Genomic DNA, 23,932 nt, shown 5'->3' on the forward strand with positions numbered 1-23,932 from the left:
AGTATTTCTTTTATATGTCGTAATTTTCACTTCGTATCATGTAGAACAAAGATATGAGGGTGGGGGATACAGCATGTGGAAGAAATATGTATTAGTAATTTTAGTTGCGTTTTTAATTATAAGTTGGAGTGTAGTTTATTTAGCACATGGTGTTATATCAGTCATTGTTTGGTGGGGTTTACAAGCCTTTAGCTTAGTATCAATCTTTATTTTGATAGGATCAGTATTACTATTTTTGTGGAAAGGAATTTTCAGAAATCGAATAGATAGAACAATACTCTTCATCGTTCTTTTCTCTATAATTGGAGCTTGGCCTTTAGGATGGTTTGCTAATATAGGGGGACTTGCTTACCCAGCAGATGTACAATCTATGAGTCCTAAAGCAGTCGTTCGCTTTCCTTTGAATGAACGAACATTAGTGGGCTGGGGCGGTGATCGATTAGAAACGAACTATCATGTTATAAAACCAAATGAACGATGGGCATATGATATTCTTATTCCGCCTGCTGAAGTGAAAAGTAGTAATTTAGGGGATTATGGAATATATGGAGCGAAAGTAATGGCACCAGCTTCTGGAACAGTTGTATCTATCAATAATGATGAAATAGATGTAGTTCCAGGAGAGGATGATTTTCAGTCAATGGCGGGGAATCATATTTATTTACGACTAGATGAATCAGGGACATTTTTGATTCTTGCCCATTTAAAAAAAGGATCAATTAAAGTGAGGGAAGGACAACATGTAAATGAAGGAGAGGTTCTTGCCCAAGTCGGTAACTCTGGAAGTTCAAGTGAGCCGCATTTACATATTCATCATCAAAGGCAGGATCCATCCAAGGTGAGCATGTTTTGTTCGGAAGGATTACCACTTTACTTTCGAACTGAGAAAGGTGCGATAATGCCAGAAAGAGGTACATACATAAGTGGTAATGAAAAAAGGTATTCCAGTTTTATTGGAATACCTTTTTCTATTATCCTACAAATGTTTGATACAGTAAGAAAATATTTAAAATGATAACAAGTGCAGCAATGATCCAAGCTATAAAGGTTGTTATGCGGTGGTTGACGAGCGCACCCATAATTTTTTTATTGCTTGTAAACATAATAAGTGGTACTAATGCAAAAGCAATACCGAATGATAAGACGACTTGGCTCATGACTAGAGCGTAAGTTGGATTTACACCTAAAGCGATAATAACTAATGGTGGAATCATTGTAATAAAGCGGCGTAAGTATAACGGAATATGCATTCGAATGAAACCTTGCATAATAATATCACCTGACATTGTACCGACAGAAGAGCTAGATAGTCCTGCTGATAAGAGCCCAATTCCAAATAAAGCAGCCGATACTGGACCGACTAAAGTACTGAACTGGTTAAAAGCAACATCAAGATCTTCAACATGCAAGCCATTTTTAAAGAATAGTGCAGCAGCAACAATTAACATACTCGCATTAATTGCTCCAGCGATAACCATTGCAATAATAATATCGATAAATTCAAAACGGAAAATCTTTTTCTTTTGTTCGTCAGTTGTACCGACCACACGGCGTTGTGTCAATGCAGAATGTAAATAGATTGCATGTGGCATAACTGTTGCACCTAATATCCCTGCTGCCAGTAATATACTGTCTACACCTTGGAATTTTGGAATGAAAAGTCCTGAAAGTAGAGGGCTTAATTCTGGCTTTGCATAAAAAACTTGAATCCCAAATGCTATTACTACAATAAAAATCATCCCTGTAATAATAGCTTCTAGTGGACGAAATCCTCTGCGTTGAAACTCAAGAATAATAAATGATCCGACTGCTGTAATTAAAGCAGCTGGTAACATCGGAATTCCAAATAATAAATACAATCCGAGTGCTGCCCCGATAAATTCAGCTAAATCTGTAGCCATAATAACGAGTTCACCTTGAATCCATAAGCCAATAGACACAGGTTTTGGAAAGTGTTCGCGAGCGATTTCAGGTAAATTATTTCCCGTAGCAATTCCTAATTTAGCTGATAAAGTTTGAATTAATACTGCCATTAAGTTAGAAGCGAATATAACCCATAATAGTAAATATCCATATTGTGAACCAGCTGCGATATTTGTAGCAAAGTTACCAGGGTCAATATAAGCAACTGACGCGATAAAAGCGGGTCCTAAAAAGGGTAACAGTCTTTTCCAACCTTTCGTTTCGCCACTTAAAGCTAAGTGTGCTGATTGAACAGTTGTACTTTGAGAAGGGACTTGTTCATCTTTTGTTATATCTTTATTCATAGTAGTTTTCCCCTTTGAAATGTTAACTTGATGAAATTATTGTATTTATTCTTACACATTATTTCAATACATTTAAATGTATGAGATGATATTTTAATTTGAACATAAATGTTTCCTTAGTGCAAATTATATGCCTTTATGCAATGGATGGTGTGGTGTTATAAAAAATTGGGAGTTTATGGTGTGATGACGTGGGGAAACATAATGAATTAAAGGGCTGTTTTTGAAATTTATGTGAACATAAAGCCGATAATATAGCATATTCATTGATGGAATTGCATTTGTATGATATATAATATATTGGGATTACAACTTAACCATAGTGTTTTGATGTGTAATCTTGTTTTTTATTTTTGTTAACTGATAGAAAATAGTATAAAGAGAAGAAAATGTGAATTCATTTTCTTATTATATATGTTTTGATATGAACGTTAACTTATACATGATTTTAAAAATTAGATAGGTGGTAGAAATACATTGGCAACTACAAAACCATATAGAGTATTACTATATTACATGTACACAACAATTGAAAACCCAGAAGAATTCGCTGCAGAGCATTTAGAATTTTGTAATTCACTTGAGTTAAAAGGAAGAATCCTTGTAGCTAAAGAAGGTATTAATGGAACTTGTTCTGGTACTGTAGAACAAACAGAGAAATACATGGAAGCAATGAACAACGATCCACGATTTGACGGTATCGTATTTAAAATAGATGAAGAAGAAGGACACGCATTCAAGAAAATGCACGTACGTCCTCGTCCAGAGTTAGTTACACTTCGTCTAGAAGATGACATCAACCCACACGAAGTAACTGGGAAGTATTTAGAGCCAAAAGATTTTTATGAAGCAATGAAACAAGAAGACACAGTTATCATTGATGCAAGAAATGATTATGAGTTTGATTTAGGTCACTTTAAAGGTGCGATTAAACCAGATATTGAATCATTCCGTGAATTACCAGACTGGATTAGAGAAAATAAAGAAACACTTGAAGGCAAAAAGATTTTAACGTACTGTACAGGCGGAATTCGCTGTGAGAAATTCTCTGGTTGGTTAGTTCGAGAAGGCTATGAAGATGTAAGTCAGCTTCACGGCGGAATTGTAACGTACGGAAAAGATCCAGAAGTACAAGGTGAGCTATGGGATGGACAATGTTACGTGTTTGATGAGCGTATCGCTGTACCAGTAAACCAAAAAGAACATGTTATTGTTGGTAAAGACCACTTTACTGGTGAACCTTGTGAGCGCTATGTAAACTGTTCAAATCCAGAATGTAACAAGAAAATTTTATGTTCTGAAGAAAACGAAGCGAAACACTTACGCGCATGTTCTCATGAATGTCGTGTAAGCCCACGTAACCGCTACGTAATACAACATGAATTAACGGAAGAGCAAGTAGCTGCTGCATTAGAGAAAATCGAAGCAGGGAAGTAAGTGGAATTCGTGTAATAAAAAAGGGTACTCCAAACTTTATGGTGGAGTACCTTTTTTATATTGTCCGGTTCTGCTTTTTTGTCGTTAAGTCGATATATCTGGAAAATCGCCGATATATTTTGAGCTGCGCTGATATATTTAAAAAATCGCTGATATATTTCGAGTTGCGCTGATATATTCGAAAAATCGCTGATAAAAATTTCATTTACTGAAGCGTACCACGTATTTGTAATTTGAAAATGACCTTCGTTACTTCTTATCATCTTTCTCTTTCACAGCAGAAAGCACAGTTTGTTTTACCCATGCTTTTCTTCGTTTAAGTTGTAGACTCCATTGGTATAAACTTTGTGCACCTAAAATAAATGAAATGGCTATGCCGCTAATTGCTATTAAAAGAGCGAAAAATTCAAGTGGCGACGATATTTTGTTTGAATCGGTGTTTCTTAAAAGATCAATCATTGTAAATCCTAACATTTGGCCTACTACAGAGTATAGCGTTAAAATTAATAGTAAAAGGCTATCTTTTTTAGAAGCGACGTTTTCTTGATATTTAAACAAACTATCAAGATTTTGTTTTGCATTCGAGTATAGTACCTCAATGTTAAATAGATTTCTTAAGCGGAAGAAAATATCTTCACTCTGTGATTGGGATACTAGCTCTAAAGAAAAGTAATTCGCTGTAAATGAATTGATTGAATAAATTAATTTCTCTATTTCATTTGTATCTTGTTCAATATTAAGCTCAGCATAAGCGTTTGCCATTTTTAATAAAACAACTTTATGAAATAGATTTAATAACAAAGCGTAATAAAACTCCCCGTACATTTGACTAGCAAGTTTAGCGAATTCGTGTTCACCTTCGTTTGTTATACATGTGAAAATATGTTCTTCCATAATAAAGTAGCGATTAGGAGCCCATCTTTGATAAGAATGTTTTATTAAATAATCTTGAATATAAGGAACATTATTTGCGCTAATATACGGCTTACCATCGTCTGTTAATCCGGAAAGACTGGAAGCTCGGTATACATCGATTACATGAAGGTCTGACTCTTTGCTTATGGATAATAAAGTTTGTACATACATTCGTTGATCTTCAAAGAAGGGGAATGTTTGGAAGTAAGAACTCCGCAATCTTTTGTTCTCAAAAAAGTCTGTTAAGCCATGAAATAAATCGCCGAATATGAGCTTCTCTACTTGTGAATATTTTTTTCCATTACATTCAATACAGATAGTCTCGTTTGTATCATTTTTAGTTTCAAGTACACGGAAGCGGGCGGCGAATTCAATTGCTTCTGATAATGTTATGTTTGGAGCGGATTCTACTTCTGTTCGAATTGTTAAGAAGCCAAGCTCATAAGGACAAAGTGTTACGTCAATAGAATGAATCTTGAATGGAACAGAAATCAAATTTGTTGTTAAATGTCCAGTTAAGTTAAGGTCTTTAGAATAACGCTGCAATCCTTTTTGATGCTCTGAGTGAGGAAATAGAATTTTATTTGTAAATGAAAGATAGTATGCTTCCATATTTTGATGCGAAACTTGAAACTTTCCGTAGTATGTATTTTCATTTTCAAGATGATCGAGTCGAAAAGGGCGAAAATCATTTTTCTGTAAGAAAGGGAACATATTTTGTTCATATCCAGTTTTAAAAGAAAACGGGAATATAAATTGAAATATAGCTGTTGTTACATCTTTTTCCTCGATTGTTTGTATTGCCTCCATTTACATTGTTTCCTTTCATATATGCTATAAAAACAACATGCCCAAATTTATTTGAAAATAACCACGGTTTTACACTTGATTAAGAATGAAAATTCAGCTTATTTAGCAGGGGACATGTATAATGTTATGTATACTAAATGTTATAAAATTGTATTTTGAAAAGGGGGATGTTTGTATGCGTATTTTAGTATTAGGAGCGGGTGGCGTCGGAGGATTTTTTGGTGGCCGATTAGTCGAAAAAGGGGAAGATGTTACGTTTCTTGTTCGTAGTAAAAGAAAACAGCAATTAGAGGAAACGGGACTTGTTATTCGTAGTGTTAACGGGGATTTTTCCTTTGAACCGAAATTAATAACGAAAGAAGATAGAACTTCTCCGTTTGATGTTATTCTATTTTCAACAAAAGCGTATCACTTAAACGAGGCAATTCAAGATTTGAAGCCGTTTGTAGGTGAAAATACTGCCATAATTCCATTGCTAAATGGTATTGCTCATGTATCACTATTACAAAAAGAATTTGGCGTGGAGAAAGTGATTGGCGGTTTATGCTTTATCGAGACGACGTTAAACGATCAAGGAGAAATTGTACAAACTAGCGCTGCCAACAGACTTCTGTTTGGAGAAATGAATCCTCAAGATTCAGAGAGAATAAAGCATATTGCTAAAGCATTTGCAGGTACGAAATCTAGTTTTGTTTTAAGTGAAAATATTACACAAGATATGTGGCATAAATATTTATTTATTACTGTAATGTCAGGTGTGACAACATTAATGCGTGCACCAATAGGACCGATTCGCGAAAGTGAAGGTGGACGTGATTTTATCCAAAACTTATTTGAAGAATGTGTGCAAATTATGAAATATATAGGGGCACCAGTTAAGGAAGATATTGCCCAGGAACATATGAAAACAATTGATAAAATTTCGTATGATATGAAGTCATCGATGCAGCGGGATATGGAAAAAGGTTCGTCTATTGAAGGGAAGCACTTACAAGGATATTTACTAGATGCAGCAGAACAATTTTCTATAGAAGCGCCGTTATTGGGTGCGGTATATCAAAATTTAAAGGTGTATGAAGAAAGGACCTTTAACAAATCAGCAATAGAATTGGATGTATGAAAAAATAAAAAAGAAAGCAATATATAAGTGTATTGCTTTCTTTTTTATGACAACTTATTTATTTCTTTTCGTTCTATCTGTCAAATTTATTTCCTGTTCACGTTTATCGTATAATTGATTAATTTCATTTGCTAATGCATCTAAATAGGAATCGGAAAAAATAGGCTTCTTTTCTTTAGACATATGGGTCTCCTTTATCGATTTTTTAATATTCATTATGTATATTTATCAGCGGATTATGCGCAATCATTTTAAATTTTTTCTTTTTCAAAATTTTTGTTTACATTTTGAAAATAAAGGAGTATTATAATCCACAGTTTCAATTTTCTAAATCGCTGAAACCGCATGGTACGGGGGACCCGTTCTTATGGATTATTACTTAATCCAATGGGGTGAATCCTTGAAAAAGGTAGGGCTACTCATAGGCCCGAATCCGACAGCTAACCTCGTAAGCGTTATATTGAGAAGGAAGGTGGAGCTTGTGCGACAAAAAAAATAATGTCTACAAGTCTATTTCGTTATGGCTTGTAGACATTTTTTGTTTTCTGAAAAAATAGTTTATCCGCTGTAACTAGCAGAAAAGTTCGTACAAAATTAATGGAGAGTGGACAGCAGTGGTTTCATCAATCAAAAGATTTTTAATTGGAAGGCCGTTAAAATCAACTGAGTTAGGAGAGCAAAAGCTTAATAAAACGAAGGCGCTAGCCATTTTATCTTCTGACGCATTGTCATCGGTCGCATACGGACCAGAGCAAATATTAATCGCATTAGCAGGTCTTGGAGCAATAGCTTATTGGTATTCCATTCCGATAGCTGTTGGGGTATTAGTGTTATTAACTGCTCTTATTTTATCTTATCGCCAAATTATTTTCGCTTACCCGCATGGCGGAGGAGCGTATGTTGTATCAAAAGAAAATTTAGGGATGAATCCAGGGTTAATAGCTGGAGGATCTTTATTAGTCGATTATATTTTAACTGTTGCAGTAAGTGTGTCTGCAGGTACAGATGCGCTCACGTCTGCTTTTCCTAGCTTACATGCACATAGTGTAATTATTGCAGTTGTATTTGTTATATTAATTACGATATTAAATTTAAGAGGGGTAACGGAATCAGCTTCCGTTTTAGCATATCCTGTTTATTTATTTGTTCTAGCACTATTTATATTAATTGGGGTAGGGATATACAATATTTTAACTGGTCACGTGTCGCAGGCCTTACACACGCCGATTGGAACGCCAGTTGCAGGCATTAGTTTGTTTTTACTGTTACGAGCATTTGCTTCAGGAAGCTCTGCCTTAACAGGTGTTGAGGCGATCTCTAACGCAATTCCGAACTTTAAGGATCCTGCACCTAACAATGCAGCGAAAACATTGCTTGCAATGGGGGCATTACTTGCAGTTTTATTTTCAGGAATTGTCTTTTTAGCTTATTATTATGGAATTAATCCAAGTAAAGAAGTAACAGTTGTTTCACAAATTGCTGAACAAACATTTGGACGTAATTTCATGTACTATTTCATACAAGGTACAACAGCTTTAATATTAATTCTTGCTGCTAATACAGGGTATTCTGCATTTCCGCTATTAGCAGTTAACCTTGCGAAAGATAAGTTTATTCCGAGAATGTTTACGATTAGAGGAGACCGCCTAGGCTACTCAAACGGTATTATTATACTTGGAATCGCTTCGATTATTTTAATTGTAGCTTTCCAAGGGCAAACAGAACATTTAATCCCGTTATATGCAGTAGGTGTATTTATTCCATTTACACTTTCTCAAAGTGGTATGGTATTAAAATGGCTTCGTGAAAAACCTGAAGGATGGGCTTTGAGATTAACGGTCAATTTAATTGGTGCAGTTATTAGTTTTATCGTAATGAGCATGTTCTTTTTAACTAAGTTTGCACAAGTTTGGTCGATCCTTATTTTCTTACCTGCCATCATCTTCTTGTTCCATAGAATTAAGAAGCATTACGATGCAGTGGGTGATCAATTAAGTTTAAAAACTTGTGAACCACTTGTTCCAATTGAGGGAAATGTAATTGTCGTTCCTGTAGCGGGTATGACTCATGTGGTGGAAAATTCATTGAACTATGCGAAGGCTCTTTCTGCAGATCAAGTTATCGCTGTATATGTTGCTTTTGACAGAGAAGAAGAAAAGAAATTTGAAGAGAAGTGGAAGAAGTGGCAACCTGAAGTAAGACTTGTTACCTTACATTCTCATTATAGAAGTATTATTCAACCGCTAACAAAGTTTATTGATACAGTGCAATATAAAGCGAGTGAATCAAATTACCGAGTTACGGTCGTTATACCACAGTTCATACCGAAAAAAGGTTGGCATAACATTCTTCATAATCAATCTAGTTTACTCATACGTGCGTATTTACTCTATAAAAGAAATGTTGTTATTACGACAGTTCCATATCATTTGAAAAAATAAGAAGATTTTTAGGGATAGCTTCAAGAAATTGAAGCTATCCCTTTTATGTATATACTATGCATAATTGCATACGGGTTCAAAAGATATATTAATATAATTTTATCAATTGTAAGTAAGTAGTGTTTTTTGTTGTTACATATGGATATTTTCATCGGGAAAGTGAAGCGGATTATATTTTGAAATAAGGACAGAGAATCTTGAAAATAAAGGGAATCAAAATACTTCTTTACGTTATATAAATAGCTGTGTTTAAATGACCTTACAGTACAAAACTTACATGAAAACAAAACGGAATTTCATATTTACGTACGTTATTTAGTTTAAAATGAATAATATTTTTATGTAATATATTCACTGTGTGAATGTGGAAATGGCTATAAAATAGAAATTTTATACAATGTTATTCATACTAATCACATATGAAATGTTTTATAACAATAAGTAAGTACTGTAGCAATAAAAGTTGGGAGAGATGGTTCGTACATGAATCACGGTGAGAACGTTCTCTATTTTAACCATCTCAAATTACGTGCAAGAAAATAGAATAATAAAATGGGATAGTAATAGTTACTAATACATAGGAGGAGTTAAAGTGAAAAAAACTTTAATTACAGGGTTATTGGTTACAGCAGTATCTACGAGTTGCTTCATTCCTGTAAGCGCTTACGCTAAGGAGGGGCAACCAGAAGTGAAAACAGTATATGCACAAAATGTAATTGCTCCAAATACATTATCCAATTCAATTAGAATGTTAGGATCACAGTCACCGCTTATACAAGCATACGGATTGGTTATTTTACAACAGCCAGACATTAAGGTGAATGCGATGAGCAGCTTAACGAATCATCAAAAGTTTGCAAAGGCAAATGTACGAGAGTGGATTGATGAATATAATCCGAAGCTAATCGATTTAAATCAAGAGATGATGAGATATAGCACTCGATTTAATAACTATTATAGTAAACTCTATGAACTAGCAGGAAACATAAATGAAGATGAACAAGCAAAAGCAGATTTTACAGGCGCATATGGAAAATTACAATTACAAGTACAAAGCATTCAAGAGAGTATGGAGCAAGATTTATTAGAGTTAAATCGATTTAAAACGGTATTAGACAAAGATAGTAGCAACTTATCAATTAAAGCTGATGAAGCAATAAAAACACTACAAGGATCAAGTGGAGATATTGTGAAATTAAGAGAAGATATTAAAAGAATTCAAGGGGAAATTCAAGCTGAATTAACGACTATTTTGAACAGGCCTCAAGAAATTATTAAAGGTTCTATTAATATCGGTAAACAAGTATTTACAATTACAAATCAAACTGCGCAGACGAAAACAATTGATTTCGTTTCTATCGGTACTTTAAGTAATGAAATTGTAAATGCTGCCGATAGTCAAACGAGAGAAGCAGCTCTTCGCATTCAGCAAAAGCAAAAAGAGCTACTACCACTTATTCAAAAGTTATCACAAACTGAAGCAGAGGCGACACAAATTACATTTGTTGAAGATCAAGTAAGTAGCTTTACAGAACTAATCAATCGTCAAATTACAACTTTAGAAACGTTATTAACGGATTGGAAAGTTTTAAACAATAATATGATCCAAATTCAAAAGAATGTTGAAGAAGGCACATATACAGACAGTAGTTTACTTCAAAAACATTTCAATCAAATTAAAAAAGTAAGTGATGAAATGAATAAACAAACAAATCAATTTGAAGATTACATTACAAACGTTGAAGTACATTAAACAAAAAAATAATTAGCGATATAGGGAGAGAAGAAAAATGACAAAAAAACCATATAAAGTAATGGCTCTATCAGCACTTATGGCAGTATTTGCAGCAGGAAATATCATGCCAGCCCATACGTATGCAGCTGAAAGCACAGTGAAACAAGCTCCAGTTCATGCGGTAGCAAAAGCTTATAATGACTATGAAGAATACTCATTAGGACCAGAAGGCTTAAAAGATGCAATGGAAAGAACAGGTTCAAATGCTTTAGTAATGGATCTGTACGCTTTAACAATTATTAAACAAGGTAATGTTAACTTTGGTAATGTATCATCTGTTGATGCGGCTTTAAAAGGAAAAGTCATTCAGCATCAAGATACAGCGAGAGGAAATGCGAAGCAATGGTTAGATGTATTAAAGCCACAGCTTATTTCAACGAATCAAAATATTATCAATTACAATACGAAATTCCAAAACTATTATGATACTTTAGTTGCTGCGGTAGATGCAAAAGATAAAGCGACTCTTACAAAAGGGTTAACTAGATTATCAAGTAGTATTAATGAAAATAAAGCGCAAGTAGATCAGTTAGTAGAAGACTTGAAGAAATTCCGAAATAAAATGACGTCTGATACGCAAAACTTTAAGGGTGATGCAAATCAAATTACATCTATTTTAGCAAGTCAAGATGCAGGAATCCCGCTTCTGCAAAATCAAATTACAACGTACAATGAAGCAATTAGTAAATATAATGCAATTATTATCGGTTCATCAGTGGCGACAGCACTAGGCCCAATTGCAATTATCGGTGGTGCAGTAGTTATTGCGACAGGTGCAGGAACGCCGCTAGGGGTCGCATTAATTGCAGGTGGTGCAGCCGCTGTAGGTGGTGGTACAGCTGGTATCGTATTAGCGAAGAAAGAGCTTGATAATGCACAAGCTGAAATTCAAAAAATAACAGGACAAGTTACAACCGCTCAATTAGAAGTAGCTGGATTAACAAACATTAAAACACAAACAGAGTATTTAACAAATACAATTGATACTGCAATTACAGCGTTGCAAAACATTTCAAATCAATGGTACACAATGGGATCAAAATACAATTCTTTACTTCAAAATGTAGATTCAATTAGTCCAAACGATCTTGTTTTCATTAAAGAAGATTTGAACATTGCAAAAGATAGCTGGAAAAACATTAAAGACTATGCAGAAAAGATCTATGCGGAAGATATTAAAGTAGTAGATACGAAAAAAGCATAATCAAATACGAATCGTTAAAGCGTTACGTATTGATGGATGAGTTGAAGCTCCTGTTCAGTTGTGAGCAGGAGCTTTTTATATTCTTATAAAGAAAATAGGTGAAAAGTATGAAGAGAAGCTTTTATAAAAAATGTCTATTGACGCTAATGATTGCTGGGGTGGCAACGAGTAATGCATTTCCTTTGCACCCTTTTGCAGCAGAACAAAACGTAAAAGCATTACAAGAAAGTGCGAAAAGCTATTCTCTCGGACCAGCAGGATTCCAAGATGTAATGGCACAAACGACATCGAGCATATTTGCAATGGATTCATATGCAAAATTAATTCAAAATCAGCAAGAGACTGACTTGAGTAAAATAAGTTCGATTAATGGTGAGTTTAAAGGAAATATGATTCAGCACCAAAGAGATGCAAAAATTAATGCGGCGTATTGGTTAAATAGTATGAAGCCTCAAATTATGAAAACGGATCAAAATATTATAGATTACAATAATACTTTTCAAGCGTATTATAATGACATGTTAATAGCGATTGATCAAAAGGATAACGTAAAGTTAAAAGCGGATTTAGAAAAATTGTATGCCGATATTGTAAAGAATCAAAATGAGGTAGATGTATTACTAAGTAATTTGAAAGCTTTTCGCGATAGAATGGCGAAAGATACAAACAGTTTCAAAGAAGACACAAATCAATTAACCTCGATTTTGGCGAGTACGAATGCTGGTATTCCAGCATTAGAGCAACAAATTAATACATATAACGATTCAATTAAAAAGAGTAATGATATGGTTATCGCGGGTGGTGTACTTTGCGTAGCATTAATAACATGTCTTGCTGGCGGACCGATGATTGCGATTGCGAAAAAAGATATCGCAAATGCAGAAAGAGAAATAGCCAATTTAAAAGATAGAATTTCTGGAGCGCAAGCGGAAGTCGCAATTTTGACAGATGTAAAAAATAAAACAACAAACATGACTGAAACGATTGATGCAGCAATTACAGCACTGCAAAACATATCAAATCAATGGTATACAGTAGGTGCGAAATATAATAACTTACTACAAAATGTAAAAGGAATGAGTCCAGAAGAATTTACGTTTATAAAAGAAGATTTAAATACAGCAAAAGATAGCTGGAAAGATGTAAAAGATTATACAGAAAAATTACATGAAGGCGTGTTGAAATAAACAGTGGACTAGTTCTACTGTTTATTTTTTTATCCTGGTTTTTGTGAGAACCGGGTTTGTAATTTTACCTATAAGCTTGCCATGTGTTTTATCAATGTAGCCTTGGGGTAATGTTTGGTCAAATTGATAATAATAACCTTGCTGCACCACTTGTATTTGTGGACACGGACACATTAGAAGTGATAGGGATTATGCCTGGGAATAATAGTTTTGTTCTTCAACTAACGAGTGTTTTAGCAGAACATGGCTTGGTTTTACCCCTTTAGATATGATTGTCTAAAGGGGTATCTATTATGTTGAAAAGGAAAAGAATATCTGTGGAACTAGTGGTGACAATAGAGTTGTTCCACAAATGAGACAGAAGAATAGTGTGCTCTATATGGAGAAATTGTAATATTTATGATTATAGAAACTGTCGCTATTGAAAATAGAACACATAAAAGCTAAATAACAATAATATAATCTTTTTTCTAGATATGCCTTTATCAAGAATCAAAGAACTTAATACCACTTAGTACAAAAGCATCAGAACTTGGGCTATAACCAACTAACTTTCTTGTTCCTTCAATATCAATTCGTTTAAACCTGTTGTTAGATACACCATGTAAAATTGAAAATGGAGGTAAGTTCTTTGCCGTCATCGACTTTAAGAGAAGGTCCATAAAATCTTCTGGGCTTAAGTATGCACTCATATCTCTAGCTGTTAGTGGTTTACCATATGGATTATAATCATCATATGCACCTATACGAATAGCAAGAATTTGTAACCCTTCTTCATAAGCAAAATAAGAAGCAACAGCCTCTGCAAAACATTTACTTACCCCGTACATATTTTTGGGTCTCGTGGGTGAATAAACATGTGGTTGATAATCCAAAGGATAGCCTTCAATTGTTTGAGCACTGGAAGCAACTATCACTTTGGATACATTATTATCACTAGCAGCTCTAAAAATATTATAGGTTCCCTTTATATGATTTTCTAATAAGGAGCCATAAAAATCAGCATTTGGTGAAGGATTACCTGCCAAGTGTATAACTATATCTATACCTTTCGTAAATTCTTGACAAGCAGCTAAATCAGAAACATCTAAATATATAATTTCGTGATTTGTATCTTTAAAAGTTTCTAAAGCAGATAAGTTAATATCTGCTAGCCGTAACTGGTAATTCCCTTGCTTATCTAGGAACCTTGTAACATCCTGGCCAATCTTACCTGCAGCACCTGTAACTAAAATTTTTTGCATTTCACTTCATCCTTCCATGAAAAATACATCCCTTGTCAAGGGTCATATAATAGAGCATGCACTTATTATATTTTGGTAATGGTATTAAATAAAACGAAGAAATATAATGGAAACATGAATAAAATTCATGAGGAGGACCATAGTGACTTTAACAAAATATGAAATATTTAACAAAGTGGTAGAACTCAATAGTTTTACAAAAGCTGCAGAAGTGTTAGGTTTCACCCAATCTGCTGTAAGTCATGCAATTAGCAGTTTGGAAAAAGAGTTTTCCTTTCCTTTATTTATTCGTAATCACTCTACTTTAACATTGACCAAAAATGCAGAGGAGCTTTTAATTACCGTTCGGAAAATTTTATACTATAACAACATGCTGAAGCAGGAAGTAGCCGCTATCAATGGGTTCCAAAAAGGAACAGTAAGAGTGGGGGTTTTTTCGAGTGTTTCTAAAAACTGGATTCCTGGTATTCTTAAAAAAATGGAGGAAAAGTTTCCAAATATTGAAATCGAATTACTGGAAGGAAACTATGCTGAGGTTGAGAATTGGTTACAAAACGGGAGATTAGATTGTGGATTTATTAATAATGATACTTACTTTGAATCATTTGAAAAATCCTTTGAAATCGTACAATTGAAGAGGGATCGACTTTTATGTGTTGTATCTAACCAATCCCCATTATGTAAGGAAAACCAAGTATCAATGCAACAAATAGAAAATGTACCTTTTATTATGCCAACATATCAGTGTTATGATGATATTCAAAAAATATTTAGGGAGAATAAAGTTAGCCCCAATATTCGATTCGAAAATATGAATGAATACTCAGTGATCTCCATGGTGGAGAATAATCTAGGAATTAGTATATTGCCAGAAATGATTATACCGACATCAAAAATTTCTTTTACAGCCATTCCACTTGAAAGTGATAGCTATCGAACTATTGGATTAGCTATAAGAAAACCAACCGCACTCGCGACTAAGAAATTTTCTGAGATTACTAAAAGGTGGGTATCATTTGAATCAATTTAATTTTGCCAAAATCTGAGTTATTTAAACTGATAGGGTTCTTCTTGAACGGAGCAGATTAGTTCAATAAGCAATGAGAAAAAGTTATATATTATGTGTCGATGTAGTACTATAATATACAAAAATCAGGAGGTAATTATATGGTAATATATACAGATTATACGACAAAACAAAAGCTTGTCATTTGCAGGTTTCACACGCCTGTTTCTTTGTGAAGCCTTGTCAATTGAGTAGCAAATTAGTTTGAAAGAAACACTTGAATTCTACAGGTCGATAAATCAAGAAACTGTATTACTTTGGTTAACCAACATACGTGTTAATTTATAGTATAATGATTGCTTGAAATAATGCGGTGGAAAACAGGGGAAAGAGGGAACCGATGCCTACTATACTAGTTGCTGACGACGATGCGAACATTCGCGAACTCGTCTGTTTATTTCTACGCAACGACGGATTCACAACAGTTGAAGCAGCGGACGGCAAGGAAGCACTGGCCGTCTACATCTCAACGAATGTCGATCTTGTCGTACTTGACATTATGATGCCGATTATGGATGGTTGGACGTTAATCAAGGAGCTCCGAAGAGCCAATCCTGATCTACCTTTACTTATGCTGACTGCGAGAGGAGAAACCTGGGAGAAAGTGAAAGGTTTCGAACTTGGGACGGACGATTATTTAACCAAACCATTCGATCCGTTAGAGTTGACGGTTCGTGTTAGGGCACTACTCAAACGATACAAGATTGGCTCCACGCAGACGATCCATTTCGGAAACGTCATCCTTGATCGACAGACCTATAAGGTGATGAAAGGGACGGAGTCGCTTACATTGCCGCTAAAGGAGTTCGAATTACTGTATAAGCTCGCTGGAACACCCGGACAAGTCTATACGCGCGTGCAGTTGATCGATCAGATTTGGGGTATCGATTACGCCGGAGATGATCGAACGGTTGACGTACATATTAAACGGCTGCGTGAACGGTTCGCGACAACACCCGATTTTCGGATCGAAACGGTGCGCGGGCTTGGGTATCGGCTTGAGGTTTATGAATGATCAGATCGTTATATATACGTGTTGTCCTGACATTTTTAGTCTCCATCATCGGGGGCACGATCATTTCTTTTTTTGTGTCAACTTGGATATTCGAAGATAAATTGAACGAAAATGCTCAAATCAACTTACGTAACTTTGGCCAAGACATCGTCCGGATTTACAAGACCCTTCCGTTACATGAAGCGGACTTGTTCGTAAGTGAAATGAAGCAGCTCGATTCTTATTATATTCGAATTTACGAAGCAACGGGTCAGTTCAAGTCTTACGGTAAACTTCACGGACACAAACCTGCGTCTGTGACGATGGAGCAACTAAAGAAAGTATTAGATGGAGGTGTTGTTCAGGACACTCCTAATGGTATTGCCACGGTCCTCTTAGGGTTGCCGTTGAAAACGGAAATGGGAACGAAAGCGATATTTTTGGAATCGCTCGCCCCTCCTTCAGCCTCTTTTGTCATAAAGTGGGCATTGGTCTTTGCAACATGTTCGTTGATTGCAGGAAGCTTATTGATTCTAGTTGCCTCTGTATTCCTGGTAAGACCGATCAAAAAGCTGACAAAAGCGACCAAGCGGATAGCATCTGGAGATTTCAACGTCAAGTTGAATATTAAGCAAACGAGTGAGCTGGGTACTTTGGCTCGTAGCTTCGAAGAAATGATGCACGATCTGCAGCAACTTGAGCAGATGCGCAGGGAATTCGTAACGAACGTGTCACACGAGGTTCAGTCTCCGCTCACTTCGATATCTGGTTATGCTCTAGTGCTTAAGGAGTCTGAACTTTCAGAATACGAACGAAGCCGTTATCTTGATATTATCATCGCTGAAGCGAAAAGGATGTCCAAAATGAGCGATAGCCTGCTAAAACTGAGTTTGCTTGAATCGCAGTCAAAGCAACTGCGGCTCGTCACGCTCAGCCTCGATGAACAAATCCGACGGATAATCGTGGCAATCCAGCCACAATGGTCTGCTCGCGATATACATTTTGAGCTTGATTTACAGACAGTTAAAGTAACGGCTGATCATGACCTGTTAAATCAGGTATGGACGAATATCCTCAGAAATAGCATCAAATTTTCCGAGGATGCCGGCGTGATTAACGTAAGCATCAAACAAGATATCAAAAACGTGAAAATCCTAATATCCGACACTGGTATTGGTATTCACCTTGACGACCAGAAGCGTATATTCGAGCGTTTTTTTAAGGCCGATCGTTCCCACAGTCGGAAGTATGACGGAAGTGGTATGGGACTCGCTATCGTTAAACAAATCGTGTCGCTTCATCAAGGTGACATCCGAGTGAAAAGTGAACCTGGTCAAGGAACGACCTTCATTGTCACCTTGCCAATCACTACACCAACAGATTAGTTAGATTCATTCTCTATGCTACGACTCATATGCAAGCTTACTTGCATATAGAGCCGTAGCATTTTTTTGACCGTTCATATTCAGTTCATATTGTCGTCATGGGGAGTACATCTTCATTGGTTAAGGTTTCATTACAGGCACATGAAGGAAGGCAAACAAACAGATCAGGACAGGAGAAGATGACAGTGACACAACAAGAGGAAAAGAAAACGCTGAGTGGAATGAAAATAAAGAAAGTGCGAAACATCTTACTTAAAATCATAGGAGCAATCGTTCTAGGCATTGTACTTTTTTTAGGTATTGTTTATATCGTAAATGTGATGAGTAGTCATTCGGAGCAAAAACGAATAGTGCCCTACGGGCAGCACGTATCTGTAGACGGGAAAAACATGAATGTGCTAATTCAAGGCGAGGGCGAGGAAACCATCGTGCTCCTGCCTGGTTATGGAACAGCTACTCCAGGGCTTGATTTTAAGCTTCTTATCGATGAATTATCTCCATTTTACAAAGTTGTTGCGGTAGAGCCTTTCGGTTATGGATTAAGTGATGAAACTGTAAAAGAGCGAACCACGGAGAATATGGTAAGTGAAGTTCATGAAGCTCTACAGCAGCTTAATATTAACAGATACATGCTCATGGGCCACTCCATTACAGGCATTTATGGAATTGATTATGTGAACAAATATCCAAACGAGGTGACTGCATTTGTCGGAATCGATAGCAGTGTTGCAACACAACCGGGTATGGATAGCAATTTCCCATTAAAAACGTTTGCATACCTCAAAAAATCAGGTCTCTTAAGATTGACTATGAAAATCAGTGCTGACCCCTATGCTGGACTGGCATTTGATGAAAAAACCGTAGAGCAAATGAAAATGATTTCGAATAAAAACATGTATAATGACACAACTTTGAATGAGATGGACCATATTTCGTCTAATTTTAAAGGTGCTCAAGGTTTAACCTTCCCTAAATATCTTCCACTTCTTCTCTTTGTACAAGCGAATAATGAAGGTGTAGCAGGATGGATACCTCTGCATGAAGGGCAGATCAAAGACTCGGTACACGGAAAAGTAGTAACCATGGATGGATCACATTATTTACACCATACCAAATTCAAAGAAATCGCTGAAAACGTTAGACTATTTATGAATGAAGTAAAGTAAGTGTTCAGAGAAATGATAGTTAATAAACAGATATTACAATGATAAAATATTTCAAGTGGAAAGTGAGGAATAACAATAGGACTAGGAAATCGTGTTATGGCATTTGAAATGCTTATTAATCTAGCAAATGGAAGTGTATCAAAGAAGGGGAGTGGCGCTTATAAACAAGCGTCCAACTCCTATAAAGGTGTAAAAAGTAAGCAGCGCAATAAAGTTTCATTGTATATACTAAGTGGTGTAGAAGTATAGGTGGATAAAATTCGGTAGTCGAAATTTCTTGCATAAAGCTGTATAATGCTTGTAACGAAAGGGAAATACAGGAAGGGATTTGTAATAAGTTACTATGGATAAAGATAAACAACAATTAAGCGTTGAAGTTGCAAGATTATATTATCAATCAGATTATAGTCAGCAAGAAATTGCTAATAAATTAAATATTTCAAGACCGACGATCTCTAGATTATTAAAATACGCGAAAGAAAAAGGATTTGTTCAAATTAGCATAGCCGATCCATTTGCGGATTTAGATAACGTTGGGAATTTATTGAAAGAAAAGTACAACTTGTTAGAGGCACATGTTGTGTTTTCACCAGTGCCAGAATATGCAACGATTACAGAGTATATTAGTAAATATGCAGCTGAGTATATGGAAAAGACGGTTAAAAACGGTGATATCGTTGGTGTAAGCTGGGGAATGACGATGTATGAAATCGCTAGAAAAATCGTACCGCAACATGTAAAAGGTGTAGAAGTTGTCCAGTTAAAAGGTGGTATTAGTCATTCGAGTGTAAATACATATGCGAATGAGACCATTGCTTTATTTGCAGATGCTTTTCAAACGACGCCGAGAAATCTACCCCTTCCAGTTATATTTGATAATGCAGTGACAAAAGAATTAGTAGAGCAGGATCGACATATTCATCACATTATCGAAATGGGGAAACAAGCAAATATTGCAATTTTCACTGTAGGGACAGTGCGAGACGAAGCGCTATTATTCCGGTTAGGTTATTTCGATAAGGATGAAACAAGTTTACTCAAAAAACAATCGGTCGGTGACATCTGTTCACGTTTCTTTGATGGAGACGGAAATATTAGTAGTGAAGAAATTAATCAACGTACAATTGGGATTGAGTTAGAAGAATTAAAATTGAAGAAACGCTCTATTTTAGTTGCGGGTGGTAATAGAAAAATAAAATCAATTGATGGTGCGTTACGTGGCGGGTATGCAAATGTATTAATTATTGATCAGCATACGGCGAAGGAATTGTTACATTATCAAAAAGATTAGAAATAAAAGGCTTTCTCAAGATTTTAATTTTGAGAAAGCCTTTTATTTTACTATGTATGAATTATGGGAGTGTTTCTGAATACAAATTGCCTTTTTAAAAATAATTATGGATATTGAGATACATACTACCATTGTTAATATAAAAGTTTTCATTTTATATATGAAGTGTTTCTTAGTTTGAATGCGCTTTATTTACTACAAGAGATTCCTTCTAAAAAAGAATGAACAAAATTTCAAAAGTGTATTTACATTTGTTCAACTAAGAGTTAGAATGAAGTTGTTAAAAGATATGAGGAGTGAAGATAATGAATATTGCAAAGTTAATTGACCATACAATTTTAAAAGCTAATACTACAAAAGAAGATGTTATGAAAGTAATCGAAGAAGCAAAGGAATATAAGTTCGCTTCTGTTTGTATTAATCCTACATGGGTGAAGCTAGCTGCTGAAGAATTAGCTGGACATGATGTAGATGTTTGTACTGTAATCGGTTTCCCATTAGGAGCAAGTACGACTGAAACAAAAGCTTTCGAAACAAAAGATGCTATCGCAAAAGGTGCAACTGAAGTTGATATGGTAATCAACGTAGGCGCTTTAAAAGATGGTGATAACGAGTTCGTTGAAAAAGATATTTATGAAGTAGTACAAGCAGCAAAAGGAAAAGCTCTTGTAAAAGTAATCATTGAAACTTGCCTATTAACAGATGAAGAGAAAGTACGCGCTTGTGAATTATCAGTAAAAGCTGGTGCTGACTTCGTAAAAACTTCAACTGGATTCTCAACTGGCGGAGCAACTGCTGAAGATATCGCATTAATGCGTAAAACAGTAGGACCAAACGTTGGTGTAAAAGCATCTGGTGGCGTTCGTACACGTGAAGATGCAGACAAAATGGTAGCTGCTGGAGCTTCTCGCGTTGGAGCAAGTGCTAGTGTTGCAATCGTATTAAACGATGCAAAAGGTGCTACAGATAACTACTAATCATTAATGAAGTCAAAAGCAATAGATACACAAAGTAAAGTGTATCTATTGCTTTAACAACTTTTAAAAAATGTAAGCGGATACGAATGGGAGGAGACGGCTTATGAAATACTTAATTGGTATTTTTGGCCTCGTATTGATTTTAGGTATCGCTTGGCTTGCTAGTAATAATAGAAAGAAAGTCAAATATCGCCCAATCATAACGATGGTTATATTACAATTCATTTTGGGGTTTTTATTATTAAATACAAGTGTGGGGAACATATTAATTAGCGGAATAGCAGATGGTTTTGGAGAGCTATTAAAATATGCCGCTGACGGTGTGAATTTCGTATTTGGTGGATTAGTAAATCAAAAAGAGTTTTCATTCTTTTTAAGTGTATTAATGCCAATCGTATTTATATCAGCTTTAATAGGTATTTTGCAACATATTAAAGTATTACCTATTATTGTGAAGTCTATCGGTCTAGCATTAAGTAAAGTAAATGGAATGGGGAAACTAGAATCATATAATGCTGTTGCTTCTGCGATTTTAGGACAATCTGAAGTGTTTATTTCAGTTAAGAAACAATTAGGATTATTGCCAGAGAAAAGAATGTATACATTATGTGCATCTGCAATGTCTACTGTTTCAATGTCTATCGTTGGATCATATATGGTGTTATTAAAACCACAATATGTTGTAACCGCTTTAGTACTTAACTTATTTGGTGGCTTTATTATCGCTTCTATTATTAACCCTTATGAAGTTACTGAAGAAGAAGATATGTTAGAAGTACAAGAGGAAGAGAAAAAGACCTTCTTTGAAGTATTAGGAGAATACATTATAGACGGATTTAAAGTTGCGATTACAGTGGCAGCTATGTTAGTTGGTTTCGTTGCTCTTATCGCATTCATTAATGCAGTATTTAAAGGTGTAATCGGTATTTCATTCCAAGAAATTCTTGGTTATGTATTTGCACCATTTGCATTTATTATGGGTGTACCTTGGCATGAAGCAGTTAATGCTGGAAATATTATGGCAACGAAATTAGTATCAAATGAATTTGTCGCTATGACAGATTTAGCACAAGGAAACTTTAATTTCTCAGATAGAACGACAGCGATTATATCTGTATTCTTAGTTTCATTTGCAAACTTCTCTTCAATTGGAATTATTGCAGGGGCAGTTAAGAGCTTAAATGAAAAGCAAGGGAATGTAGTCGCAAGATTCGGCTTGAAATTACTTTTCGGTGCAACATTAGTAAGTTTCTTATCCGCAACAATCGTGGGCTTATTATTTTAATAGATTCATATCATATAAAAAGGAATGGTGATTGTAATGAGAATGGTAGATATTATTGCGAAAAAACGTGACGGCAAAGAATTAACGACTGAAGAAATCAAATTCTTTATTAATGGATATACAGACGGAAGTATTCCTGATTATCAAGTGAGTGCACTTGCAATGGCAATCTTCTTTAAAGATATGACAGATCGTGAGCGTGCAGATTTAACGATGGCAATGGTTGAATCGGGAGAAACGATCGACTTATCAGCAATTGAAGGGATTAAAGTAGACAAACATTCAACTGGCGGCGTTGGTGATACAACAACTTTAGTATTAGGACCATTAGTAGCTGCTTTAGACGTACCAGTAGCAAAAATGTCTGGGCGTGGTTTAGGACATACAGGCGGAACAATTGATAAATTAGAAGCGGTAGAAGGATTCCACGTTGAAATTACGAAAGAGCAGTTCATTGATATTGTAAACCGTGACAAAGTAGCTGTTATTGGACAAACAGGAAACTTAACACCTGCAGATAAAAAGATTTATGCATTACGCGATGTAACAGGAACAGTAAACTCAATTCCTCTAATCGCAAGTTCAATTATGAGTAAAAAAATTGCAGCTGGTGCTGACGCAATCGTACTTGATGTAAAAACAGGTGCTGGCGCATTTATGAAAACAGAAGAAGATGCAAAAGAATTAGCACATGCAATGGTACGTATCGGAAATAATGTAGGACGTCAAACTATGGCTGTTATTTCAGATATGTCACAACCTCTTGGATTCGCGATTGGTAATGCTCTAGAAGTGAAAGAAGCGATTGATACGTTAAAAGGTGAAGGTCCAGAAGATTTAACAGAATTAGTACTCGTATTAGGAAGTCAAATGGTCGTACTTGCGAAGAAAGCAAATACATTAGAAGAAGCTCGTGAAATGCTAATTGAAGTTATGAAAAACGGAAAAGCAACTGAGAAGTTTAAAGAGTTCTTAAGCAATCAAGGCGGAGATAGCTCAATTGTAGACAATCCAGAAAAAATGCCACAGGCGAAGTATGTAATTGATGTACCTGCTAAAACTTCAGGTGTTATTTCAAACATTGTTGCAGATGAAATTGGTATCGCTGCTATGCTACTTGGTGCTGGTCGTGCAACAAAAGAAGATGAAATCGATTTAGCGGTAGGATTAATGTTACGTAAAAAAGTGGGCGATGCAGTAAAAGAAGGCGAGCCGTTCGTAACAATCTATGCAAATCGCGAAAATGTAGAGGATGTAAAAGCTAAAATTTATGAAAACATTTCTATCGCTGAAACAGCAGTGGCTCCTAAATTAGTTCATACAGTTATTACTGACTAATTATCATTAC

19 protein-coding genes, 1 pseudogene and 1 riboswitch are annotated in these 23,932 nt (G+C 35.5%); of the genes and pseudogenes, 16 read left to right on the plus strand and 4 right to left on the minus strand.

All coding sequences use genetic code 11. The annotated features are described in order from the left end of the window. The first annotated feature begins 73 nt into the window (after positions 1 to 73). The gene (locus KZZ19_RS09060; protein ID WP_088096000.1) at positions 74 to 1,015 is read left to right on the plus strand and encodes a M23 family metallopeptidase; all 942 of its coding nucleotides are present in this window, start codon (positions 74 to 76) and stop codon (positions 1,013 to 1,015) included. Here KZZ19_RS09060 and KZZ19_RS09065 read toward each other — a convergent pair. Next, positions 972 to 2,267: an Nramp family divalent metal transporter gene (locus KZZ19_RS09065; RefSeq protein WP_088096001.1), complete on the minus strand. Its 1,296-nt coding sequence runs from the start codon at positions 2,265 to 2,267 to the stop codon at positions 972 to 974. The genes KZZ19_RS09060 and KZZ19_RS09065 overlap by 44 nt on opposite strands. A gap of 477 nt (positions 2,268 to 2,744) precedes the next feature. Here KZZ19_RS09065 and KZZ19_RS09070 point away from each other — a divergent pair, with 477 nt between their 5' ends. After that, complete coding sequence (locus KZZ19_RS09070) at positions 2,745 to 3,704, plus strand: rhodanese-related sulfurtransferase (RefSeq protein ID WP_088096002.1); 960 nt, start codon at positions 2,745 to 2,747, stop codon at positions 3,702 to 3,704. A gap of 249 nt (positions 3,705 to 3,953) precedes the next feature. Here KZZ19_RS09070 and KZZ19_RS09075 read toward each other — a convergent pair whose 3' ends face one another. Continuing rightward, on the minus strand, positions 3,954 to 5,429 hold the full coding sequence (locus tag KZZ19_RS09075) for a hypothetical protein (RefSeq protein WP_237981398.1): 1,476 nt from the start codon (positions 5,427 to 5,429) through the stop codon (positions 3,954 to 3,956). 175 nt (positions 5,430 to 5,604) lie between these two features. Between KZZ19_RS09075 and panE the strand changes: the two genes are divergently transcribed. Then, positions 5,605 to 6,549, plus strand: a complete 945-nt coding sequence (panE, locus tag KZZ19_RS09080; protein ID WP_237981397.1) for a 2-dehydropantoate 2-reductase — start codon at positions 5,605 to 5,607, stop codon at positions 6,547 to 6,549. Between the two features lie 54 nt (positions 6,550 to 6,603). On the opposite strand, the gene KZZ19_RS09085 is transcribed toward panE, so the two are convergent. Beyond that, positions 6,604 to 6,732 carry a hypothetical protein gene (locus KZZ19_RS09085; protein WP_255260280.1) on the minus strand — a complete coding sequence of 43 codons (129 nt, stop codon included), beginning with the start codon at positions 6,730 to 6,732 and terminating at the stop codon, positions 6,604 to 6,606. Positions 6,733 to 6,872: 140 nt separating this feature from the next. After that, positions 6,873 to 7,019: riboswitch (cyclic di-AMP (ydaO/yuaA leader) on the plus strand. A gap of 144 nt (positions 7,020 to 7,163) precedes the next feature. On the opposite strand from KZZ19_RS09085, the gene KZZ19_RS09090 reads away from it, so the two are divergent. From KZZ19_RS09090 to nheC, 4 genes are all read left to right on the plus strand, one after another. Beyond that, positions 7,164 to 8,990 (plus strand): APC family permease, encoded by a 1,827-nt coding sequence (locus KZZ19_RS09090; protein ID WP_088096005.1) that lies wholly within the window; start codon positions 7,164 to 7,166, stop codon positions 8,988 to 8,990. 592 nt (positions 8,991 to 9,582) lie between these two features. Further along, positions 9,583 to 10,743: a non-hemolytic enterotoxin NHE subunit A gene (nheA, locus tag KZZ19_RS09095; RefSeq protein WP_237981396.1), complete on the plus strand. Its 1,161-nt coding sequence runs from the start codon at positions 9,583 to 9,585 to the stop codon at positions 10,741 to 10,743. 37 nt (positions 10,744 to 10,780) lie between these two features. Beyond that, positions 10,781 to 11,989, plus strand: a complete 1,209-nt coding sequence (gene nheB, locus KZZ19_RS09100; protein ID WP_000162968.1) for a non-hemolytic enterotoxin NHE subunit B — start codon at positions 10,781 to 10,783, stop codon at positions 11,987 to 11,989. Positions 11,990 to 12,096: 107 nt separating this feature from the next. After that, on the plus strand, positions 12,097 to 13,176 hold the full coding sequence (gene nheC / locus KZZ19_RS09105; RefSeq protein ID WP_237981395.1) for a non-hemolytic enterotoxin NHE subunit C: 1,080 nt from the start codon (positions 12,097 to 12,099) through the stop codon (positions 13,174 to 13,176). Positions 13,177 to 13,661: 485 nt separating this feature from the next. On the opposite strand, the gene KZZ19_RS09110 is transcribed toward nheC, so the two are convergent. Further along, positions 13,662 to 14,420 carry an NAD-dependent epimerase/dehydratase family protein gene (locus KZZ19_RS09110; RefSeq protein WP_237981394.1) on the minus strand — a complete coding sequence of 253 codons (759 nt, stop codon included), beginning with the start codon at positions 14,418 to 14,420 and terminating at the stop codon, positions 13,662 to 13,664. A gap of 142 nt (positions 14,421 to 14,562) precedes the next feature. Here KZZ19_RS09110 and KZZ19_RS09115 point away from each other — a divergent pair, with 142 nt between their 5' ends. The 9 genes and pseudogenes from KZZ19_RS09115 (at position 14,563) to KZZ19_RS09155 (ending at position 23,922) form a co-directional block, all read left to right on the plus strand. Then, entirely contained in the window at positions 14,563 to 15,450 is an 888-nt protein-coding gene (locus KZZ19_RS09115; RefSeq protein ID WP_237981393.1) for a LysR family transcriptional regulator, read from the plus strand. A gap of 376 nt (positions 15,451 to 15,826) precedes the next feature. Next, complete coding sequence (locus KZZ19_RS09120; RefSeq protein WP_237981392.1) at positions 15,827 to 16,501, plus strand: response regulator transcription factor; 675 nt, start codon at positions 15,827 to 15,829, stop codon at positions 16,499 to 16,501. Next, on the plus strand, positions 16,498 to 17,865 hold the full coding sequence (locus tag KZZ19_RS09125; protein ID WP_237981391.1) for a sensor histidine kinase: 1,368 nt from the start codon (positions 16,498 to 16,500) through the stop codon (positions 17,863 to 17,865). Before KZZ19_RS09120 ends, KZZ19_RS09125 begins: the two co-directional genes overlap by 4 nt. 185 nt (positions 17,866 to 18,050) lie before the next feature. Then, complete coding sequence (locus KZZ19_RS09130) at positions 18,051 to 19,031, plus strand: alpha/beta hydrolase (protein ID WP_237981390.1); 981 nt, start codon at positions 18,051 to 18,053, stop codon at positions 19,029 to 19,031. A gap of 75 nt (positions 19,032 to 19,106) precedes the next feature. After that, positions 19,107 to 19,221 (plus strand): annotated as a pseudogene (locus KZZ19_RS09135) (Holliday junction resolvase RecU); the annotation flags it as partial. A gap of 153 nt (positions 19,222 to 19,374) precedes the next feature. Then, a complete protein-coding gene (locus tag KZZ19_RS09140) occupies positions 19,375 to 20,322 on the plus strand; it encodes a sugar-binding transcriptional regulator (RefSeq protein ID WP_071721768.1) in 948 nt (315 codons plus the stop codon). A gap of 305 nt (positions 20,323 to 20,627) precedes the next feature. Further along, positions 20,628 to 21,299: a deoxyribose-phosphate aldolase gene (gene deoC, locus KZZ19_RS09145; RefSeq protein WP_001017444.1), complete on the plus strand. Its 672-nt coding sequence runs from the start codon at positions 20,628 to 20,630 to the stop codon at positions 21,297 to 21,299. A 103-nt stretch (positions 21,300 to 21,402) separates the two neighbouring features. Next, the gene (locus KZZ19_RS09150; protein WP_000876173.1) at positions 21,403 to 22,584 is read left to right on the plus strand and encodes a NupC/NupG family nucleoside CNT transporter; all 1,182 of its coding nucleotides are present in this window, start codon (positions 21,403 to 21,405) and stop codon (positions 22,582 to 22,584) included. A gap of 36 nt (positions 22,585 to 22,620) precedes the next feature. After that, entirely contained in the window at positions 22,621 to 23,922 is a 1,302-nt protein-coding gene (locus KZZ19_RS09155; protein ID WP_001983022.1) for a pyrimidine-nucleoside phosphorylase, read from the plus strand. Positions 23,923 to 23,932: the final 10 nt, after the last annotated feature.

This window comes from Bacillus thuringiensis (assembly GCF_022095615.2).
GTDB lineage: Bacteria > Bacillota > Bacilli > Bacillales > Bacillaceae_G > Bacillus_A > Bacillus_A cereus_AG.

Bases quoted from the DNA above. Each gene is read 5' to 3' on its own strand.
- KZZ19_RS09060 (WP_088096000.1), top strand. From the start codon at position 74: ATGTGGAAGAAATATGTATTAGTAATTTTAGTTGCGTTTTTAATTATA.
- KZZ19_RS09065 (WP_088096001.1), bottom strand. From the start codon at position 2,267: ATGAATAAAGATATAACAAAAGATGAACAAGTCCCTTCTCAAAGTACA.
- KZZ19_RS09075 (WP_237981398.1), bottom strand. From the start codon at position 5,429: ATGGAGGCAATACAAACAATCGAGGAAAAAGATGTAACAACAGCTATA.
- panE (WP_237981397.1), top strand. From the start codon at position 5,605: ATGCGTATTTTAGTATTAGGAGCGGGTGGCGTCGGAGGATTTTTTGGT.
- KZZ19_RS09085 (WP_255260280.1), bottom strand. From the start codon at position 6,732: ATGTCTAAAGAAAAGAAGCCTATTTTTTCCGATTCCTATTTAGATGCA.
- nheB (WP_000162968.1), top strand. From the start codon at position 10,781: ATGACAAAAAAACCATATAAAGTAATGGCTCTATCAGCACTTATGGCA.
- nheC (WP_237981395.1), top strand. From the start codon at position 12,097: ATGAAGAGAAGCTTTTATAAAAAATGTCTATTGACGCTAATGATTGCT.
- KZZ19_RS09110 (WP_237981394.1), bottom strand. From the start codon at position 14,420: ATGCAAAAAATTTTAGTTACAGGTGCTGCAGGTAAGATTGGCCAGGAT.
- KZZ19_RS09120 (WP_237981392.1), top strand. From the start codon at position 15,827: ATGCCTACTATACTAGTTGCTGACGACGATGCGAACATTCGCGAACTC.
- KZZ19_RS09125 (WP_237981391.1), top strand. From the start codon at position 16,498: ATGATCAGATCGTTATATATACGTGTTGTCCTGACATTTTTAGTCTCC.
- KZZ19_RS09140 (WP_071721768.1), top strand. From the start codon at position 19,375: ATGGATAAAGATAAACAACAATTAAGCGTTGAAGTTGCAAGATTATAT.
- deoC (WP_001017444.1), top strand. From the start codon at position 20,628: ATGAATATTGCAAAGTTAATTGACCATACAATTTTAAAAGCTAATACT.
- KZZ19_RS09150 (WP_000876173.1), top strand. From the start codon at position 21,403: ATGAAATACTTAATTGGTATTTTTGGCCTCGTATTGATTTTAGGTATC.
- KZZ19_RS09155 (WP_001983022.1), top strand. From the start codon at position 22,621: ATGAGAATGGTAGATATTATTGCGAAAAAACGTGACGGCAAAGAATTA.